19 protein-coding genes and 3 tRNA genes are annotated in these 16,741 nt (G+C 56.3%); 2 read left to right on the forward strand and 20 right to left on the reverse strand.

Translation table 11 applies throughout. The annotated features are described in order from the left end of the window. Positions 1-124: 124 nt before the first annotated feature. The 15 genes from PGY33_RS11360 to PGY33_RS11430 all read right to left on the reverse strand — a co-directional run bounded on the left by PGY33_RS11360 (position 125) and on the right by PGY33_RS11430 (position 13,645). Positions 125-1,066 carry a 1-phosphofructokinase family hexose kinase gene (locus PGY33_RS11360; RefSeq protein ID WP_161274655.1) on the reverse strand — a complete coding sequence of 314 codons (942 nt, stop codon included), beginning with the start codon at positions 1,064-1,066 and terminating at the stop codon, positions 125-127. A gap of 166 nt (positions 1,067-1,232) precedes the next feature. Then, positions 1,233-1,457 carry a hypothetical protein gene (locus PGY33_RS11365; protein ID WP_270478716.1) on the reverse strand — a complete coding sequence of 75 codons (225 nt, stop codon included), beginning with the start codon at positions 1,455-1,457 and terminating at the stop codon, positions 1,233-1,235. Between the two features lie 13 nt (positions 1,458-1,470). Next, positions 1,471-1,953: a 23S rRNA (pseudouridine(1915)-N(3))-methyltransferase RlmH gene (gene rlmH / locus PGY33_RS11370; protein ID WP_110436090.1), complete on the reverse strand. Its 483-nt coding sequence runs from the start codon at positions 1,951-1,953 to the stop codon at positions 1,471-1,473. Continuing rightward, positions 1,935-2,744: an MBL fold metallo-hydrolase gene (locus tag PGY33_RS11375; RefSeq protein ID WP_118360657.1), complete on the reverse strand. Its 810-nt coding sequence runs from the start codon at positions 2,742-2,744 to the stop codon at positions 1,935-1,937. Before PGY33_RS11375 ends, rlmH begins: the two co-directional genes overlap by 19 nt. A 22-nt stretch (positions 2,745-2,766) precedes the next feature. Then, a complete protein-coding gene (locus PGY33_RS11380; protein WP_158578139.1) occupies positions 2,767-3,234 on the reverse strand; it encodes a GNAT family N-acetyltransferase in 468 nt (155 codons plus the stop codon). 69 nt (positions 3,235-3,303) lie between these two features. Then, a complete protein-coding gene (locus PGY33_RS11385) occupies positions 3,304-4,590 on the reverse strand; it encodes a UDP-N-acetylglucosamine 1-carboxyvinyltransferase (protein ID WP_110436087.1) in 1,287 nt (428 codons plus the stop codon). 188 nt (positions 4,591-4,778) lie between these two features. Further along, entirely contained in the window at positions 4,779-5,606 is an 828-nt protein-coding gene (locus tag PGY33_RS11390) for a hypothetical protein (RefSeq protein ID WP_270478717.1), read from the reverse strand. Positions 5,607-5,629: 23 nt separating this feature from the next. Beyond that, positions 5,630-6,946 (reverse strand): hypothetical protein, encoded by a 1,317-nt coding sequence (locus tag PGY33_RS11395; protein WP_270478719.1) that lies wholly within the window; start codon positions 6,944-6,946, stop codon positions 5,630-5,632. Next, the gene (locus tag PGY33_RS11400; protein WP_270478721.1) at positions 6,943-8,718 is read right to left on the reverse strand and encodes an ATP-binding protein; all 1,776 of its coding nucleotides are present in this window, start codon (positions 8,716-8,718) and stop codon (positions 6,943-6,945) included. The genes PGY33_RS11395 and PGY33_RS11400 overlap by 4 nt, the downstream gene beginning before the upstream one ends. A 3-nt stretch (positions 8,719-8,721) precedes the next feature. Further along, complete coding sequence (locus tag PGY33_RS11405; RefSeq protein ID WP_118478814.1) at positions 8,722-9,417, reverse strand: response regulator; 696 nt, start codon at positions 9,415-9,417, stop codon at positions 8,722-8,724. A gap of 40 nt (positions 9,418-9,457) precedes the next feature. After that, complete coding sequence (locus tag PGY33_RS11410; protein WP_118285006.1) at positions 9,458-9,997, reverse strand: NUDIX hydrolase; 540 nt, start codon at positions 9,995-9,997, stop codon at positions 9,458-9,460. Between the two features lie 12 nt (positions 9,998-10,009). Then, positions 10,010-11,920, reverse strand: a complete 1,911-nt coding sequence (locus PGY33_RS11415; RefSeq protein WP_158575069.1) for a glycoside hydrolase family 13 protein — start codon at positions 11,918-11,920, stop codon at positions 10,010-10,012. Between the two features lie 220 nt (positions 11,921-12,140). Beyond that, positions 12,141-12,449: a thioredoxin gene (gene trxA, locus PGY33_RS11420; RefSeq protein WP_116705145.1), complete on the reverse strand. Its 309-nt coding sequence runs from the start codon at positions 12,447-12,449 to the stop codon at positions 12,141-12,143. A 12-nt stretch (positions 12,450-12,461) separates the two neighbouring features. Then, the gene (locus tag PGY33_RS11425; RefSeq protein ID WP_118478810.1) at positions 12,462-13,274 is read right to left on the reverse strand and encodes a DNA-3-methyladenine glycosylase family protein; all 813 of its coding nucleotides are present in this window, start codon (positions 13,272-13,274) and stop codon (positions 12,462-12,464) included. Beyond that, positions 13,271-13,645 carry a DUF3783 domain-containing protein gene (locus PGY33_RS11430; RefSeq protein ID WP_158575068.1) on the reverse strand — a complete coding sequence of 125 codons (375 nt, stop codon included), beginning with the start codon at positions 13,643-13,645 and terminating at the stop codon, positions 13,271-13,273. The genes PGY33_RS11425 and PGY33_RS11430 overlap by 4 nt, the downstream gene beginning before the upstream one ends. A 140-nt stretch (positions 13,646-13,785) precedes the next feature. On the opposite strand from PGY33_RS11430, the gene PGY33_RS11435 reads away from it, so the two are divergent. Continuing rightward, complete coding sequence (locus PGY33_RS11435) at positions 13,786-14,583, forward strand: ZIP family metal transporter (protein ID WP_207663669.1); 798 nt, start codon at positions 13,786-13,788, stop codon at positions 14,581-14,583. A 131-nt stretch (positions 14,584-14,714) separates the two neighbouring features. Here the strand turns inward: PGY33_RS11435 and PGY33_RS11440 are convergent, their stop codons facing one another. Continuing rightward, positions 14,715-15,431 carry a LytR/AlgR family response regulator transcription factor gene (locus tag PGY33_RS11440; RefSeq protein ID WP_118478806.1) on the reverse strand — a complete coding sequence of 239 codons (717 nt, stop codon included), beginning with the start codon at positions 15,429-15,431 and terminating at the stop codon, positions 14,715-14,717. Between the two features lie 187 nt (positions 15,432-15,618). On the opposite strand from PGY33_RS11440, the gene PGY33_RS11445 reads away from it, so the two are divergent. Next, the gene (locus PGY33_RS11445) at positions 15,619-15,843 is read left to right on the forward strand and encodes a DUF6514 family protein (protein WP_118478804.1); all 225 of its coding nucleotides are present in this window, start codon (positions 15,619-15,621) and stop codon (positions 15,841-15,843) included. A gap of 8 nt (positions 15,844-15,851) precedes the next feature. Here PGY33_RS11445 and PGY33_RS11450 read toward each other — a convergent pair whose 3' ends face one another. From PGY33_RS11450 to PGY33_RS11465, 4 genes are all read right to left on the reverse strand, one after another. Next, positions 15,852-16,220 (reverse strand): Hpt domain-containing protein, encoded by a 369-nt coding sequence (locus PGY33_RS11450; protein ID WP_118360649.1) that lies wholly within the window; start codon positions 16,218-16,220, stop codon positions 15,852-15,854. 141 nt (positions 16,221-16,361) lie between these two features. Continuing rightward, a tRNA-Thr gene (locus PGY33_RS11455) sits at positions 16,362-16,437 on the reverse strand. Between the two features lie 35 nt (positions 16,438-16,472). Beyond that, a tRNA-Asp gene (locus PGY33_RS11460) sits at positions 16,473-16,549 on the reverse strand. Positions 16,550-16,563: 14 nt separating this feature from the next. Continuing rightward, a tRNA-Ile gene (locus PGY33_RS11465) sits at positions 16,564-16,640 on the reverse strand. Positions 16,641-16,741 lie beyond the last annotated feature (101 nt).

Below are 16,741 nucleotides of genomic sequence, written 5' to 3' on the forward strand. Positions count from 1 at the left end.
GAGCATATATCACTCTTTTTTGACTTTAAGAGGAAGAAAGTTTCTATACAGGAACTTTCGGACGACTTTGGAACGGCCTGCGGTCCGTTCCTGCTTGTCGGCGGAACCGTGATTCCGCGACAGCTCAGAGAACGTAAACCTGTGTGGTCTCGTACACCTCGTAAACCTTCTTGAGAGAGGCCATCTCGGTGCCGGCCAGACGGGCACATGCACGGCCCATCGCAACAGCGTAGCGTGCCACCTCGTCAAACTTCATGCCCGCGTGCATAGCGTTTGCAATCGCGCCGACCATTGCATCGCCGGTACCGACCGCACCTTCGTCATAGATCTTCGGGTTGGTGGTAACGTACAGCGACTCCGGCTCGTCCTTTGCGGTGAGCAGAGCGCCCTCCTGACCCATGGAAACGCAGACAGCCTTTGCGCCCATATCCAGCATCTTGCGTGCGGAATGTACAACGACCTCGGGATCGGCGGACGGCTTGTCGCCGACAGCCTCAGCCAGCTCGAAGATGTTCGGCTTTACAAAGTCCGGCTCACACCCCAGTGCCTCCAGCAGCAGCTCGCCCTGTGCGTCGATGATCAGCTTGCAGCCGTGCTTCTTGATGGTCTTGCACAGCTTACGGTAGTTCTTCAGCGGGAACTCCGGCGGCGTAGAACCCGCCAGAACGAAGATATTGCCCTCGTCCAGATAGTTCTCCATGCGGTCGAGCAAACGCAGGAAATCCGAATCATCCAGCTTGTTGCCCGGCTCATTTACCTCGGTATGGCCGCCCTGCGCATCAATGATCTGTGTATTGATACGGAGCTGTCCCGCAATATCAACAAAATCGTGGTGAATGTCCGCTGCTGTCAGCATGTCCTTCATAATGCGGCCGTTCGTGCCTGCACTGAAGCCAAGCGCAATACTGCTGCCGCCCAACGCCTTGATCGCGCGCGACACGTTGATGCCCTTGCCGCCCGGTTCCAGATGACTGGACACCGCGCGATTAAGCTTGCCCACCTGCAGCGGGTGCTCGATACGCTGCGTACGGTCCAGTGCAGCGTTAAGCGTTATCGTGATAATCATGGGACGCCCCTCCTGAAATATAATTTCCCTCATCGCGGCTTCGCATTTGTCCCGTGCGAATAACCGCGTTCTCATCTATATTACATTTTACAAAATCTTATGAATAAAGTAAATGGTTTTTCTTGATGTTAGCCACATTTAACCGAGTTGTTTTTATACCCAAACTTTATTTGAGCCAGCCGGAGTCACCGCACCACGGACACTCCCACTGTTTGCCCGTGACTTTTGCTTCCGCGCCGCACATCGGACAGCGCATTTTACCGGTTTTCGGCAGCGGTTTCGGCTTTGGCGGCTCTTTCGGCGGTTCCTGCTGCCGACGGTACAGCCGCGCAAAAAAGACTACGCCGAGCAGCAGCACCACGGCGATCGCCGCGAGCTGTTCTTTTGTCATGCTGTCCCTCTTCTCACTTGTGGTACTTGCCGCCTGCCGCGATATTGAGCGCGCGATAAATCTGCTCGAGCACCATCACTCTTGCCAAATGATGCGGAAACGTCATCGGTGACATGGACAGCCGCAGCGCCGCCTTCTTTTTCACACGCTCGGACAGGCCGCACGAGCCGCCAATGAGTACGCAGATCTTGCTTGTCCCCGATACGGTCAGCTTGCCGAAATAGTCCGCCAGCTGCTCAGAGGACATCGGCTTGCCTTCGACACACATCGCAATCACAGACGCGCCGGGCAGCAGCTTGCTCTCGATGAGCGCGGCTTCCTTTTCGAGCGCCTGCGCGATCTCGCCCTCAGAGGGCGTCTGCGGCAGACGCTGCTCGGGCAGCTCGATGATCTCTAATTTACAATATGCGCCGAGGCGCTTGGTATATTCCTTTACAGCGTCTGCCCAGAATTTTTCTCCGAGCTTTCCGACGCAGATCAGCCGGACAGAGAGCATAGCCTTTCCTCCCCAAATGATACCGGATGCTCCATGTGCTCCTTCGGCGCAACGAGCACCTCGCACGCGGGCAGTCCGCGCAGCGCCGACAGCGTTTGCTGCCGCGCCAGCTCCGGCATGTTGTTTTTCTCACTCAGGTGCGCCAGCACAAGCGTTCGCGTGCCGCTTTTCACCAGATCCGCTGCAAATACGGCGCAGTCCGGATTGGACAGGTGCCCGCTCGGTCCGGCAACGCGCATCTTGAGCGAATACGGGTACGGACCGGCCTGCAGCATATGCGGATCGTGGTTGCTCTCCAGCACGACCATTTCGCAGCCGCGCATAAGCTCGGCCGCATCGCGCGGCACAAAGCCGAGGTCGGTGGCAAAGCCGAACCGGCTGCCGCCGTGCTCGAATATGTAGCCCGTGCTCTCTGCCGCGTCATGCGGCGTCGGGAACGGCACAACGTCCACATCCCTGACCCAGAAGCGCTCGCCGCTGTCGAATACGTTCAGACGGTCGGCGTACTCCGGATTCTTTTCCTCGAAAGCCTCGGCTGTGCCGCGAGTAGCAAACACCGGCGCCTTCGCTTTTTTAAGAAACATCGGCAGTCCCTTCACATGATCGATGTGCTCATGCGTCAGCACCACCGCCGAAATATCCTCCAGCGTGAGCGACAGTGCCTTCAGCGCAGTCGTAATCCTGCGCAGCGACACACCGAGATCGATCAGGATCGCGGTGCCGTCCGCCATATATAAGCCGCAGTTGCCGCTCGAACCGCTGGCGATACTGTAATAATAATGCTCTGCCATGGTACTCCTTCAGCAGTTGTTTTCATCCGTTTGTGTGCTGCAGAAAGGCAGTTCGTGTTAGAATCATCGGTGTGACGTTTCCGCAGTAGAATGCGAACGGTTCCCCGGCAATCTCTGCGCCGAATCCGGTAAGAATGTGCACCGTTGCGTCTCTCGCTTCGAGGAAAATGTTATCCACATCCTGTGCAAAAACATCTTCCAGCACACATTTCAGCAGAAAGGTTCCCTTGTGCTGTCCGCGCAGCCCGCGCGCGACCGTGATACGGCCCATGTGACACTGCCCGCCCTCGCGGTAGATGGCCGCTGTGCCGACGAGTTCGCCGTCATGCTCCATGCACCACCACTGCGGCTGCTTATCCGCCGGAATGAAGTTCAGCTCCTTCGGAATGTCCTGCTCGTCCGCGAAAATCTGCGCGGCAAAAGCGAGAACCGCATCCATGTCCGCATCAGACGCACGCCGAACCATACACTCTGCTTTCATTCTGCTCATCTGCCTTATATTCTGCAAAAAAGGCGAAAGGATGCTCCCTCCGCCTTTTTTCCTCATTACAATTAGAAATTACTTGTTCTCGGCGCTTTCCGGAATCTCGGAGCGATACATATCCGCACCCAGAGCAACAAACTTCTCTACGAGCGTCTCATAGCCGCGCTCGATGTTCTGCACCTGCTCGACCTCGGTAACACCCTTGGCTGCCAGACCGGCGATGACCATCGCCGCGCCTGCACGCAGGTCGTGTGCACGGACCGGAGCACCATTCAGCTCCCTGACACCCTCAACAACCGCGATCGCACCGTCCACATGAATGTTCGCACCCATGCGGGTCAGCTCCTCGGTATAGCGGTAGCGGCTGCCCCAGATCCCCTCGGTGATGATGCTGGTGCCCTCTGCCAGACACAGCGCCGTCGTCATCTGCGGCTGCATGTCGGTCGGGAAGCCCGGGTACGGCAGGGTCTTGATGTTAGTCTTGGTCAGCTTGCCCTCGCGGCGAACGAGCACCGCATCGTCAAACTCGGTGACCTCAACGCTCATCTCGCGCAGCTTTGCGGTGATGCACTCCAGATGACGCGGAATAACATTCTTCACCAGAACCGAACCGCCGCAGGCTGCAACGGCTGCCATGAAGGTGCCCGCCTCGATCTGATCCGGAATGATGGAATAACTGCCGCCGTGCAGGCTCTCTACACCGCGGATCTTGATCACATCGGTGCCGGCGCCCTTAACATCCGCGCCCATTGCATTCAGGAAGTTCGCCAGATCGACAATGTGCGGCTCCTTCGCGCAGTTCTCCATAATCGTCTGACCCTTGGCCAGAACGGCTGCGAGCATGATGTTCATGGTCGCGCCGACCGTAACAACGTCAAAATAAATATGTGCGCCGTGCAGACCGTCCTCGGGTGCCTCGACCCGGATGTAACCGCCCTTGGGCAGCGTTACCTTTGCGCCCAGAGCTTCAAAACCCTTGATGTGCTGGTCGATCGGACGGACGCCGCCGAAGTTGCAGCCGCCGGGCATTGCTACCTCGGCAAAGCCGTACTTGCCGAGCAGCACGCCGAGCAGATAGTAGGATGCGCGCAGCTTGCGCTCCAGCTCGTGCGGCTTGAGACTCGGGTTCTGCGTATTCTGGATTTCCACCGTAGTGGCGTTGATCTGGCGGATCTGCGCGCCCAGCTCACGCATGATCTCCATCTGCAGCGTTACATCAATGATCTTGGGCACGTTTTCAAGACGAACCGGGCCATCTGCCAGCAGAGCCGCCGGAACGATTGCGACCGCTGCATTCTTTGCGCCGGAGATGGTCACCTCACCATTCAGCGTCTTGCCGCCGTTGATTACATACTTTGTCAATCTACCTACTCCTCACTAAGCCTTGGCGCGGAAATCTCCGCGTTTTTCTCCGAATACTGTATCTTATGTCAGCGAATGACTGTCCGTGCCGATCCTCTTTGCAGGCAGCTCCGACAGCGGCTAAACCCATTCGCGTAAAATCTCACTAATACATTTTACCACAATTTCAGATAAAGAAAAGCAGTTTTTCAGTTTTCTTCACCGATAATCGTCTTTTTGTCACAATCCACCAAATATTCGCCTGTTTCGGTGTCAATCTTCCAAGTAGGTGTAAGACGAATACGGCGGCTGCTGTCGGTTTGCATACGATAACCGGCCGTCATCGACTCGATCGTACCGGTTTCACCGCTTTCTGCGGCAAACTGCAGCAGAGCATCCGCTGCGCTGCAGGTAATGCTGATGCCGTTCGCAGTGGTATACGGCGTACCAAGGCTCCACAGTCCGACGAGCGACACTGTGCCGTCGCCGGCGGAAAAGTCCAGTGTCAGCCGCCGGTTGTGCACCGGCAGTCCGGCGACCGAGCCGGTCAGCGTAACTGCCATGTCATTCGCCGTCCAGTTGGCCTGCTCGGCCTGAAAGCCCCACCGGCTGCACAGTCGGCGCGCCTGCTCGAGCGCTTCCGATGCGGAAGTCGGCGCAGATTCAGTCAGCGTATAGTCCGCCTGCACATTGCCGTCCGCCTGCCACTCGAGCGTGCCCCTGTCGCTCTCAAAGCGCACCGTGCCGTCCTCCTGCTCGGTGCGTTCAGCGTGTTCGCCCAGCATGGCGGCTGCGATCTTTTCCTCATCTGCGCGGCTGCGGTCGAGCGACAGCTCGGGCAGCGTGATGTCCTCCGGAAACGAGAACGCCGTATCCAGCTGCATTCCTCTGGCGCTCACCAGCGTGCGCAGATTGGCCTCAAGCTCACTCGTTCTCCGGTGGCTTTGCCAGCCGCGTACCGCCAGATTGCCCAGCAGAAACAGGTTGATTGTAAGCAGTATTGCGATCAGTATATTTTTGACTTTATCCCATTGCAAGCGCTCTCATCTCCCTTCTGCGGTCACTCTGCCGCATTTTTCAGATAGAACCGGCTCGGTACATACTGTCCGTCCTGTGCCCGGTAGGCTGCCATCAGACCGCGTTCCGCGCCGGAGGCTCCGGCTGTCGCCTGTTTTGCGGGCATGACCGTGCGTTTGCCGCCGGTCGGCTGAAATTTCTGCAGCCGAATCGTTGCCGTGCGCAGCGCACTGCCGTTGAATACGAAGGTAGCAAAGTCCGCGTCACCAAGCACCGGCACGCCGCTGTACATCTGCAGAAAAATCAGCGTGGTTTGATCTTCGCTGCGCTCCACCGCGTACAGCGACGCATGCGTATCCGTATCGCCCGCTCGCTGCGCCGCATCAAGAATCAGTCGGGCGCAGTCCAGTTGTGCATCCAGCGCCGCCGCATCCGTGATATCGCTTTCGTCATAAGCGCTCACCGTTGCCGAGCCGTCCGTGGACGCGTACTGCACCAGACCGGACGCATTCAGCCGCAGCGTGCTCGTATCATCGAGGAACACGCGGACAGTTCCGTCCTGCTCATTGTAAAAATCCGTGTAGGCCGTGTAGCCGAATGCACCGAGCAAATCCTCCAGTCCGGTGCCGCTCTGTGCGGCAAACAGGTTGATCTGCGCCGGTTTCAGCACCGGAAGCGACAGCGCCTCGCTGTCAAACAGCAGCGTTTCCGGATAGACCGCATACGCATCTCCCGCAAAGCTGCACGACAGACCGCGGAAATTCTTCTGTGCCTCCTCGAGTGCATTCTGCGAGACCGCTGCATTTGCAGCATACAGCCTGCCGTCTGCCATGCGGACAAACAGCCGCTGCACACCGGCGGCATACACCAGTGTTTCAACCTGCAGGCGGTCGTTATCCTTCCACGAGCCGCCCAGCCAGCCCTCAATAGACTGCATCGGGATCGCACCGTGGTAGCGCAGCAGCGCACAACTGCCCGACCGCAGCGCCGTGCACAGCTCACTCTCATCAGCCGGCCGCAGTCCCTCACCTGTGAGCGCCTGCGACCACAGCGAGCGCGTTGCCGTGATGCCGGCGTCGATATCGGTCAGATTGTACTGCACGCCGTACAGCTTGCCGGCAACAGTCAGCGCCATCTGCGCCGGATCTGCCGCCGAAACACCGGAGGACCGTATCTCATAGCCCACCGCACCGCCTACAAAGCGGTCGTGCAGACGGCGAAGTGCGCTGTCTGCGGGCATTTGCGCAATGTTCAGGCCCATCAGCCAGTTGACCTCGCACAGCACGCCCATCAGTCCGCACAGCACCAAAAGCGAGATATTCTTTGCGGTGTTCTTCGCTGAGCGTTTCGCACCTCTCATACCTTATCCTCCCTGCCGTGCGGCTTGAGGTCGGTCGGAAGCGTGATCGTCACGGTCGTGCCCTTGCCGTATTCACTGGTCAGAGCGATCTTGCCCTCGTGCTGCTCAACGATCTCCTTGGCGATCGCCAGACCCAGTCCGGTGCCGCCTGCGGCACGCGAGCGTGCCTTGTCCACGCGGTAGAATCGCTCAAACAGGCGCGGCACATCGTCCGCCGGAATGCCGACACCATTGTCCTCAACTGTGATGCGCACATGGTTTGCGCCTGCGCGCTTTGCCGCCAGACGGATCCTGCCGCCCGAAGGCGTGTACTTGACCGCGTTGGACAGAATATTTACCACAACCTGCTCGATGCGTTCCCTGTCGCCGACCATCGGCGGCAGGTTCGGCTCGGTCTCAACGAGGATCATGTGACCGCTGTCCTCGGCGGTCAGCTTCATGGCATTCGTCACCTTTTTCAGCAGATCGGACACCGAGAACCGCGTCATACGCAGCTCCATCCGTCCGTAATCCAGCTTGGAAAGTGTCAGCAGATCGGTGACAATACGCGCCATGCGCTCGCTCTCGCTCGAAATAACGCCCAGAAACTGCTTTTCCGTGTCAAGCGGCAGCTCTCCGGCGGCATCGAGCAGCGTTTCAGTGTACGAGCGGATATTCGTCAGCGGCGTGCGCAGCTCGTGCGACACGTTTGCCACAAACTCGCGGCGTGCGTCATCCAGACGGCGCTGCTCGGTGACATCGTGAATGACCGCGATGACACCGCCCTCGCCGTCCAGTGCGCCGTAAGGCGCCAGCGTGACGGACAGCACGCGCCCAAATCGCGTAATCTCGTTCGTAAGGAAGCTGCGCGAGACGGTTTCGTCCGTATCCGGCATGTCCAGATCGGCGAACATCTCATCAAAGCTCAGCTTCTGCTCCACACGCACACCCAGCAGATTTTCGGTTGCCGGATTCATGTGGATGAGCGTGCCGTCGGTCGTAAAGGCGGCTACGCCGTCGGTCATGTGCAGGAACAGCGTGTTCAGCTTGTCGCGCTCGCCCTGCACCTCGCCAACCGTGTTTTTCAAACGGTGCGCCATGTAATTGAACGAACGGGTCAGCTCGCCGATCTCATCCGACGACTGCACACCGAGGTCCTGATCAAAGTTGCCTTCCGCGATCGACCGCGCACCCTCGGTGATGCGCTCAATCGGCGTGGTGATGGTCTTGCTGAGCAGGAAGGACAGCAGGATAGCCGCCAGCAGACCGAACATCATCGCCTGCATGACAATCTGGAAGAACCGCCACGACAGGTCGGAAATCTCCCGCTTGTTGTCCGCGATATACACGATGTAGTCCACCGCACCGTCGCCGTTCTTGTCCAGCGGCACCGCAATGTCCATAATGCTGTCGGACACCGCCGAGCGCGTTCCGGTCTCTCCTGCCATTGCGGCAATGACGTTGCTCGTGCGGGTGACGGATACATTCGGGTTGGAGCCGTCCAGGAAGCCGCCCTCACTGTCGAGAATGGCATAGTTGCGGTAATCGTCAATGCCGAGTCGGCTCTTGTGTGCATCTATGATAGTTTTCAGACCATCCGTGCCGGGTTCGGCAGCCGCCTCCTGCATGGAGCGGATGGTGTCGGTCGTGAACACCGCCTGCATCTGCTCATAAAAGCTGTTCAGATAGAAGGTGTTGATACTGTTGATCAGAAACGTGCCGACCACCGCCATAACGGATACGATCAGCAGCACCAGAATCAGCACCAGTTTTCTGTGTAGTGAACGGAACATAGCTTACTCCCCGTCAGCAAAGTAATATCCCATGCCTCTTTTTGTGATGATGTATCTGGGACTTGCCGGTTCATCCTCGATCTTCTCGCGCAGACGGCGGATCGCCACGTCCACCGCACGCAGGTCGCCGTAGTAGTCATAGCCCCAGACCTGCTCCATCAGCTCCTCACGGGAGAAAACCCGTCCCGGAGCAGCGGACAGAAAGCACAGAATATCAAATTCCCGCGCGGAAAGCTCGAGCGGATGGCCGTTTTTGTACACCATGCCGTTGTCCTTGGATACACGCAGACCGCCGCCGGACGGCGCTTCCGCCTTTTCCCTGTCCTCTCCTGCGTAGGTACGGCGCATGTTCGCCTTGACGCGCGCCATCAGCTCACGCATAGAGAACGGCTTGGTGATATAATCGTCTGCACCCAGTTCGAGACCCATGACCTTGTCGGTCTCTTCCTCACGGGCGGTCAGCATGATGATCGGTGTGTCCTTTTCCGTGCGCACCCGCCTGCAGACCTCGAAGCCGTCCATCTCGGGCAGCATCACGTCCAGCAGAATCAGGTCGGGCGCTTCCTCAAGCGCGCAGCGCAGACCTTCCGCGCCGTCATACGCCGCGAGTGTGTCGTAGCCCTCACGCTGTAAATTGAATACCAGAATGTCTGAAATGGCCTTTTCGTCCTCAACCACAAGGATTTTTTTCTTATCCAAACCCTTTCCTCCTCTGCACTCTCCAATCTCCACTCTTATCTTAGTAAAGATTTTTCAGCTTTGCTCTATACATAGCCGCCACCGTTTTTGCATCGCGGATCTCGTCCCGCTCGATCATTTTCTCTACCTCTGCGATCGGCAGTCGCACGACCTCGACAAATTCGTCCTCATCCGGCTGCATTTCGCCTTCGGTCAGGTCAAGCGCGGCAAACAGGTAGGTCACCTCGGTCAGAAAGCCGGGAGACGGATAGATTGCGCCGAGCGGCACGATGCGTCCGGCGGTACAGCCGGTCTCCTCCTTCAGCTCGCGGATGCCGCATTCCTCGGCGTCCTCCGGACCGTGATCCATCTTGCCGGCGGGCATTTCGAGCAGCTCGGTATCGAACGCATAGCGGAACTGCCGCACAAGAATAACGTTGCCGTCCTTGTCGATCGGCAGCACGCCGACACCGCCGACGTGCTCACAGACCTCTCGCGGCGCGGTCTTGCCGTTCGGCAGCGATACCTCGTCCACACGAGCGGTCATGATCCTGCCTCTGAACTTATATTCGCTGGAAAGCTGTTTTTCTGTCATATCCATAGAAAATCCTCCTTAATCGGCTGCATTTACACAGCGCAGGATATAGGCGGTCTCCGGCGGGACGGATACGATCAGACCGTCCGGGTCGGCGTACGCGAAGCCCTCGCCGCTGAGCAGGTCGAGCGCATACAGCGCATCAATTTTTGTTTCCACATGCTGGTGTCCGCGGTTGACCGCAATCACCAGACGCGAGTCACCGCTCGTGCGCTCATAGCGCAGCAGTGCGCCGGCTGTCGTGTCGCTGAACTGCAGGTCGCCGTCCGCAAGCGTCTGTTCCTCGGCACGGATTTCGCACAGCTTACGATAGAACGCAAGCAGCTCCTGGTTTTCGTGTCCCCACGGGTAGGTCCGGCGGTTGAACGGGTCCTCGAAGCCCTGCTGACCTGCCTCATCACCGTAGTAAATGGTCGGCGAACCCGGCATGGTGAACTGGATGACCGCCGCCATCCGCAGGCGGCGCAAGGCGATTTCCAGACGGTCCGGCGGCAGCTGATAGTGTGCGCGGCCGTTTCTGTCCAGCTTCCACTCGTTCTCGGTTACGCCGAGAAGGGTGAGCGCACGCGCGGTGTCATGCGTACCTACAACGTTCATTAGGTTGTAGAACACGTCCCGCGGGTAGTTTTCGCGGATGCACTCCATGCTCTCCGCGAAATGCTCGGCCGTGCCGCCGTTCAAAAAGCCGAAAATAGCGTCTCGCAGCGGGTAGTTCATAACCGAATCCAGTTCGCCGCCCTGGAAATAGCGTCGGCGCTCGGAGTACGAGATTTTGTTGGACGCATCCTCCCACACCTCACCGATGATGAACGCATCGGATTTCTCCCTGCGGGCGGCAGCGTTCAGCTTCTGGATGAAGCTGTCCGGCAGCTCGTCGGCAACATCCAGCCGCCAGCCGGACGCGCCCAGCCGCAGCCAGTGGCGGACCACGCTGTCCTCGTCCTCGATGATGTAATTCTGATAACTGCCGTCGGTCTCATTGACCTGCGGGAGCGTGTAGATGCCCCACCACGAGCCGTACTCGTTCGGCCAGTTATGAAAGTCGAACCAGCTGAAATACGGCGATTCCTTGGACTGGAACGCGCCTACGCTGTCGTAGTGACCGCGAGCGTTGAAGTAACGGCTGTCATAGCCGGTGTGATTGAATACGCCATCCAGTACAACGCGCATGCCGCGTCTGGCGGCCTCGCTGCACAGCGCCCGGAAGTCCTCCTCACAGCCGAGCAGTGGGTCGATGCGCTTGTAATCGCCGGTATCGTAGCGGTGATTGGAATACGCCTGAAAGATCGGATTGAAATAAATGGTGGTAACGTGCAGGCTCTCCAGATAATCCAGCTTGGCGTATACGCCGCGCAGCGTGCCGCCGAAAAAGTCGTTGTTGAGGATTTCGCCGTGCTCATCCGGCAGATAGACCGGAATATCGTCCCAGTTCTGGTGCAGCACACGCTCGACCACGCCTTCACTCTCCGGCTGCTCGGGCGCCTTGTCGCGGCAGAACCGGTCCGGAAAAATGTTGTAGGTGATGCCCTCACCGAACCAGCGCGGCGTATGGTACTCGCCGTCGTACACGGTCAGCTGGTACTTATCGCCGACCGCCTCGAGCAGCTCCGCCTGACCGCCGTAGCCGCGTGCACAGTAGTGCAGACCATCCGCCAGCTCCACCGAAAAATAATACCAGTACAGACCGGGATGCGGCGGCGTATAGGTTACCGTATACCGATCATGTGAGCCTTGATAGCCGCACCAGTGCAGCGGATGAGATTCGGCCTGACAGCCGTCTTCCTCAATCCAAAGGGTAACATGCAGCGCGCCCTGTGCCCGCTGCGGATAAACAGAAAACTCGACCGCCTGCCCTGCCGGTACCGCGCCATACGGCTTCTTGCATGCAGTGCTGCGGGAGTGAAACATACTATCAGAAATGCGATTCACGCAAGCTCCTCCAAACATATATCCTCTTGCCAAATCATACCTTACCATTATATTATATCAGCAATATTGGCGGTAGTATTTTTAGTATAGCACAAAACCGCAAAACGGTAAACAAAAGCTGTCGCACGAAAGAAAAGAAAACCGGCTCAATACAAACCTTTTAGACGCAAAGCAAAGAGCTGGCTCCAACGGAGTCAGCTCTTTTGATTCGGTTTTGATTTTAGCCAAGCAGATTCAGGATTTCTTCCTTCGGCATAGCGCCGACAGCCTTATTGGCAACCTCGCCGTTCTTCATCACGATCAGGGTCGGGATGGAGACAATGCGGAACTGCATGGACAACTCACCCTGCTCGTCTACATTGATCTTACCGACCTTGATATCGTCACGCTCGTTTGCGATCTCGTCCACAATCGGTGAAACCATGCGGCAGGGACCGCACCACGTTGCCCAGAAGTCCAGCAGGACCGGCTTGTCCGACTTCAGCACTTCGTTCTCGAAATTTTCCTTCGTAATGGTTACTACTGCCATATTAAACACTCCTTAACCTTTCAGTGATAATTCATAATAAAATGCATACTGCTGCATGACACCCGCAAAGCCTTTATATCGTTTCAGCGGAAACCCTTTCGGATAGTGTGTGTCCAGCATTTGCCGGATATGCGTATCGACCGGAAATGCGTCGATGTGATGCAGCGCAAACAGACAGATACACTCCGCAACCTTGATGCCGACACCGGTCAGGCGCAGCAGCTCGGCTTTGGCGCGGGCGTAATCCATGTGCCGGATAGCTTCCAGATCGACCTCACCGGACGCGACCTGCCGTGCCGCGGCGCAAATGTATTTGGCGCGGTAGCCGAGGCGCACCGGCGCAAGGTCCTCGGGCGTGCACGCCGCCAGACGCTCTGCCGTGGGAATGCTATTGTATACCTGTTCACTCTTATTATAACAGGTTTCCCCGAAAAGGGAACACAAATTTTCGACACACTTGGTAATCCGCGCGATATTGTTCTGCTGCGAGATGATAAAGCATAGAATAGTTTCCCACAGATCCTGCCGCAGAATACGCAGTCCGCCGCCGTATGCAACGGCGTTCTGCAGATAGATGTCGCGTTTGGCAACTGCGGCTTTGCAGCGACCGTAGTCCGTATCCAGATCGAAATACGGCCGCCAGATGGCGTTAAACTCGTCTTCATCGCAGTCGAACCGTACGGTCCGGCCGTTCTGCTGAATATTCAGCAGGTGTGTGCCCGCAATCAAATCGTACGACTTATCCCCAACCCTGTGGAAGCGGAAGCACTGACCGGAGTTTGCGATCTGGTCAACGTCGAAATCGTTCAGTACGCGCTCGATCATTGGTGCATAGCCTCATGCTCGCGCACCAGCTCGGTAAACAGGTCGCTCAGCGTCCAGCCGATATTGTGCTCGGTGACCATGGCCTTGTACGGCACAGAAACACCATGCGCCTTCATTTCACGGAGCAGAATGTCCAGTCTCTTTTCAGTAAAGCCGTCCAGCACCATCATCGGTGCGGAAGGCGCATCTGCAGTCGCGTCAGTCGGCTCAAAGCCCTTGCGGTTCAGCAGAAAGCCGACAGTCTGACCGGCAGAGACCGCTTCGACGTTCTGAATCCGCACGCCCATGCGAACGAGCACGGTCTTGAGCGCCGCAGTCTGTTCGCTCGGCTGCGGCTCGAAATATAACACTTTTTCACGGGATACCGCCATAGTGGAACCCTCCTGTTTTATTCTCATAAGATTGTATACTAATATTATATCATTTCTGTCAAGTCCCCTATTGACAGAAAGTGTGTTCGGTGCTATGCTCATAGTTAGCAATAACTAACCAACTAAAAAGAGAGGTGCGTATGATACAGCAGACATTGCTTTGGGCGGCCGCAGGCACAGGCTTCACCTTCCTGATGACCACGCTCGGCGCCGCCATGGTATTCTTTATGAAACGACAGTCCAGCGCTCTGATGCAGCAGATTTTCCTCGGATTCGCGTCCGGTGTGATGATCGCCGCGTCCATCTGGAGTCTGCTCATTCCCGCGATTGACGAGGCCGCGCAGAACGGCCAGCCGGGCTGGATACCCGCTGCAGGCGGCTTTATCCTCGGTCTGGTGCTTATGCTTGCGCTGGACGGATTAATGCCACACCTGCACAGCGGCGCAGAGCAGGCCGAAGGTCTGCCATCCTCCTTTCGGCGAACCACGCTGCTTGTTCTTGCAGTGACGCTGCACAACATTCCGGAAGGCATGGCTGTCGGTCTGTCATTCGCTCGCGCCGCGCAGCACACCGGCAACGCAGGATTGTTTGCAGCGGCAGGCGCGCTTGCCATCGGCATCGGCATTCAAAATTTCCCGGAGGGAGCCGCAGTCGCGCTTCCGCTCCATCAGGAGGGGCTGAGCCGCGCACGCTCATTCGTTTACGGTTCGCTGTCCGGCATCGTTGAGCCGATTTTCGGCGTGCTTGTCGTGCTGTGCGCGTCCGCGCTGACACCGTTCATGCCGTGGCTGCTGTCCGCTGCCGCAGGCGCGATGCTGTACGTCGTGGTCGAGGAGCTGATTCCCGAGGCACATCTCGGCGAGCATTCACATCCGGGCACGCTTGGTGTGATGGCGGGTTTTCTGGTGATGATGGTGTTGGATACAGCTTTGGGATAATTGAAAATGGAGAATTGAGAATGGAAAATGAAGTTTTCTTTCTCCTTCCCCAAAAACGAAAAGCGTCCCAATGGGACGCTTTTCGTTTTTCAAATAATCCGTGTTTTAACTTTGCCTAATACAGATTATCCTCAATATCTATTATGAATCTGTTTGCAGTAATCAAAATAGACTTGCCGCAATTCCTTCAGATTTTTCTTGCGAATGAGCACCACATCGTCGTTTGTAAGGATAAAGTCCTTATCCACAGCTTTGACGTAGTTCATATTCACAAGGAAGCTCTGGTGGCACCGCAGAAAACACGGAGCCGTCAGTTCCTGCTCAATCTCGCTGAGTTTTTTATATATTGTGTATGTCTTTTCGCCCGCCTGATGCAGAATGCACTGTGAGTTATGGCTTTCCACATACATAATCTCTTCGCGCGGAATGTGTAGCACCTGCAAACGATTCTTGATCGCGTATGTATTCTCGACGATATCGGACAGTACGCGGTGCATGGTTCGCTCGAACGTCTCCGGGGTATATGGCTTGAGCAGATAACCGGATGCACCGACTTCAAAGCTGTCCGGTGCAAAATCCAGCGCAGCGGTACAAAATACGATCGTGCCCTTGTATCCGATCTCACGCAGACGGCGTGCTACATCAATGCCGAGCGGCGGGTCCATCAGAATATCCAGCAGAATAATATCAAACCATCCGCCGTCCCCAAGCTCATAATAGAGCGGTTCACCGCTGTCGTACATTTTGCAGGAATAGTCAATCGCATGTGCATTGCAGTAATGACTGAGAAAATCCGCAAGGATATCCCGTTCTAACGCCGAATCATCACAAATTGCGACCCGCAGCATGGTTATTGACAGTCCTTTCTCGTCAGTTTTTGTCGAATTTCTTAACGGTTTCTAAACATGTTCTGCCGATTTCACAAGATTCTGTTCCAATTTCACAGAATAGCAAAAACCGCGTGATTCTTCTGATAAAATAAACATGTTCCCAAATGAAGTGGGAACATCAGCAAATATCGACGGAGGAAGCATCATGTTTGTCTACAAAGTAATCAAAAAAAATCACTATTCGCCTGAGACCGGAGCTTATATATCTTTCGGTATCAGTGCTCACGATCCACAGCACGGACAAACCTGCTTCGTCCCCGATGTGTTCATCGGTGAGCCGGAAGCACGCGCCTTTACAGAACGCCTGAATACGCTTCAGGTGTCGCCCATCCATTTGATCGATGTGATTGAGGACGCATTGGGCGTTTAACACGCAGCTTACATAAAAATGCCCAGCTCAGAGGCCAGAGAGCGAATTGCCTGCACAATGCCGATGTATTCGGCCGTGACTTCGTATCGCAGTTCCGTGATTTCCTCATCCCGATTGCCGCGCAGCGCTTGCAACAGTGCTGCGCTCTTCTTTTCCAGCCGTATAAAGCCAAAGCTGCGTGCCTGTCCGGTCAGCGTGTGTACCGCTTTGATTGCCGCATCGCGATCGTGCCGACCCAGGGCATCGTTCAATTCCGCGCAGCAGGGCTCGTCCAAAAATCGGATCAGGAATTTCTGTAGCATATTCTCGTTGTAAAAGCGACGGCAGGCTGCTTCAAAATCTCCATCTATCGCTCGATAAAATTTATACAGAGACATATCGACATCTCCCTACAGATATTCTATCATTTCAAAAATCGACTAGCAAGAGGTGAAAATAGTTTTCTATCGTCATTTCTCGACAAAGATCGCGTTTTGCAGTAAAAGAAAAACGCCTGATCAAATGATCAGACGTTTGTATGGAGCTGCTAACCAGATTTGAACTGGTGACCTCATCCTTACCAAGGATGCACTCTACCGACTGAGCTATAGCAGCGAAAGAAAAAACGGCACGATTACGGTACCGTTTTTTGGCGACCCGGATGGGACTTGAACCCACGGCCTCTAGCGTGACAGGCTAGCGCTCTAACCAACTGAGCTACCGGGCCATATTAACTTAATTTGGTGGGCCTTCGGGGACTTGAACCCGGGACCGACCGGTTATGAGCCGGTTGCTCTAACCAACTGAGCTAAAGGCCCATATAGGGAATCGACTTTACCCTGCCGTCACGATAAAGTGACGGCAAAGCATTGTCTGAATGGCTCCTCAAGTTGGACTCGAACCAACGACCCTGCGGTTA

This window comes from Butyricicoccus sp. AF18-9LB, from assembly GCF_027684505.1.
GTDB lineage: Bacteria > Bacillota > Clostridia > Oscillospirales > Butyricicoccaceae > Agathobaculum > Agathobaculum butyriciproducens.

What these genes read in the sequence shown, in the direction of transcription:
- PGY33_RS11450 (WP_118360649.1), bottom strand. Translation starts at nt 16,220, where the DNA reads ATGTCTCTGTATAAATTTTATCGAGCGATAGATGGAGATTTTGAAGCA.
- PGY33_RS11375 (WP_118360657.1), bottom strand. Translation starts at nt 2,744, where the DNA reads ATGGCAGAGCATTATTATTACAGTATCGCCAGCGGTTCGAGCGGCAAC.
- PGY33_RS11395 (WP_270478719.1), bottom strand. Translation starts at nt 6,946, where the DNA reads ATGAGAGGTGCGAAACGCTCAGCGAAGAACACCGCAAAGAATATCTCG.
- PGY33_RS11360 (WP_161274655.1), bottom strand. Translation starts at nt 1,066, where the DNA reads ATGATTATCACGATAACGCTTAACGCTGCACTGGACCGTACGCAGCGT.
- PGY33_RS11430 (WP_158575068.1), bottom strand. Translation starts at nt 13,645, where the DNA reads ATGGCGGTATCCCGTGAAAAAGTGTTATATTTCGAGCCGCAGCCGAGC.
- PGY33_RS11440 (WP_118478806.1), bottom strand. Translation starts at nt 15,431, where the DNA reads ATGCTGCGGGTCGCAATTTGTGATGATTCGGCGTTAGAACGGGATATC.
- PGY33_RS11410 (WP_118285006.1), bottom strand. Translation starts at nt 9,997, where the DNA reads ATGGATATGACAGAAAAACAGCTTTCCAGCGAATATAAGTTCAGAGGC.
- PGY33_RS11445 (WP_118478804.1), top strand. Translation starts at nt 15,619, where the DNA reads ATGTTTGTCTACAAAGTAATCAAAAAAAATCACTATTCGCCTGAGACC.
- PGY33_RS11400 (WP_270478721.1), bottom strand. Translation starts at nt 8,718, where the DNA reads ATGTTCCGTTCACTACACAGAAAACTGGTGCTGATTCTGGTGCTGCTG.
- PGY33_RS11435 (WP_207663669.1), top strand. Translation starts at nt 13,786, where the DNA reads ATGATACAGCAGACATTGCTTTGGGCGGCCGCAGGCACAGGCTTCACC.
- PGY33_RS11425 (WP_118478810.1), bottom strand. Translation starts at nt 13,274, where the DNA reads ATGATCGAGCGCGTACTGAACGATTTCGACGTTGACCAGATCGCAAAC.
- trxA (WP_116705145.1), bottom strand. Translation starts at nt 12,449, where the DNA reads ATGGCAGTAGTAACCATTACGAAGGAAAATTTCGAGAACGAAGTGCTG.
- rlmH (WP_110436090.1), bottom strand. Translation starts at nt 1,953, where the DNA reads ATGCTCTCTGTCCGGCTGATCTGCGTCGGAAAGCTCGGAGAAAAATTC.
- PGY33_RS11365 (WP_270478716.1), bottom strand. Translation starts at nt 1,457, where the DNA reads ATGACAAAAGAACAGCTCGCGGCGATCGCCGTGGTGCTGCTGCTCGGC.
- PGY33_RS11380 (WP_158578139.1), bottom strand. Translation starts at nt 3,234, where the DNA reads ATGAGCAGAATGAAAGCAGAGTGTATGGTTCGGCGTGCGTCTGATGCG.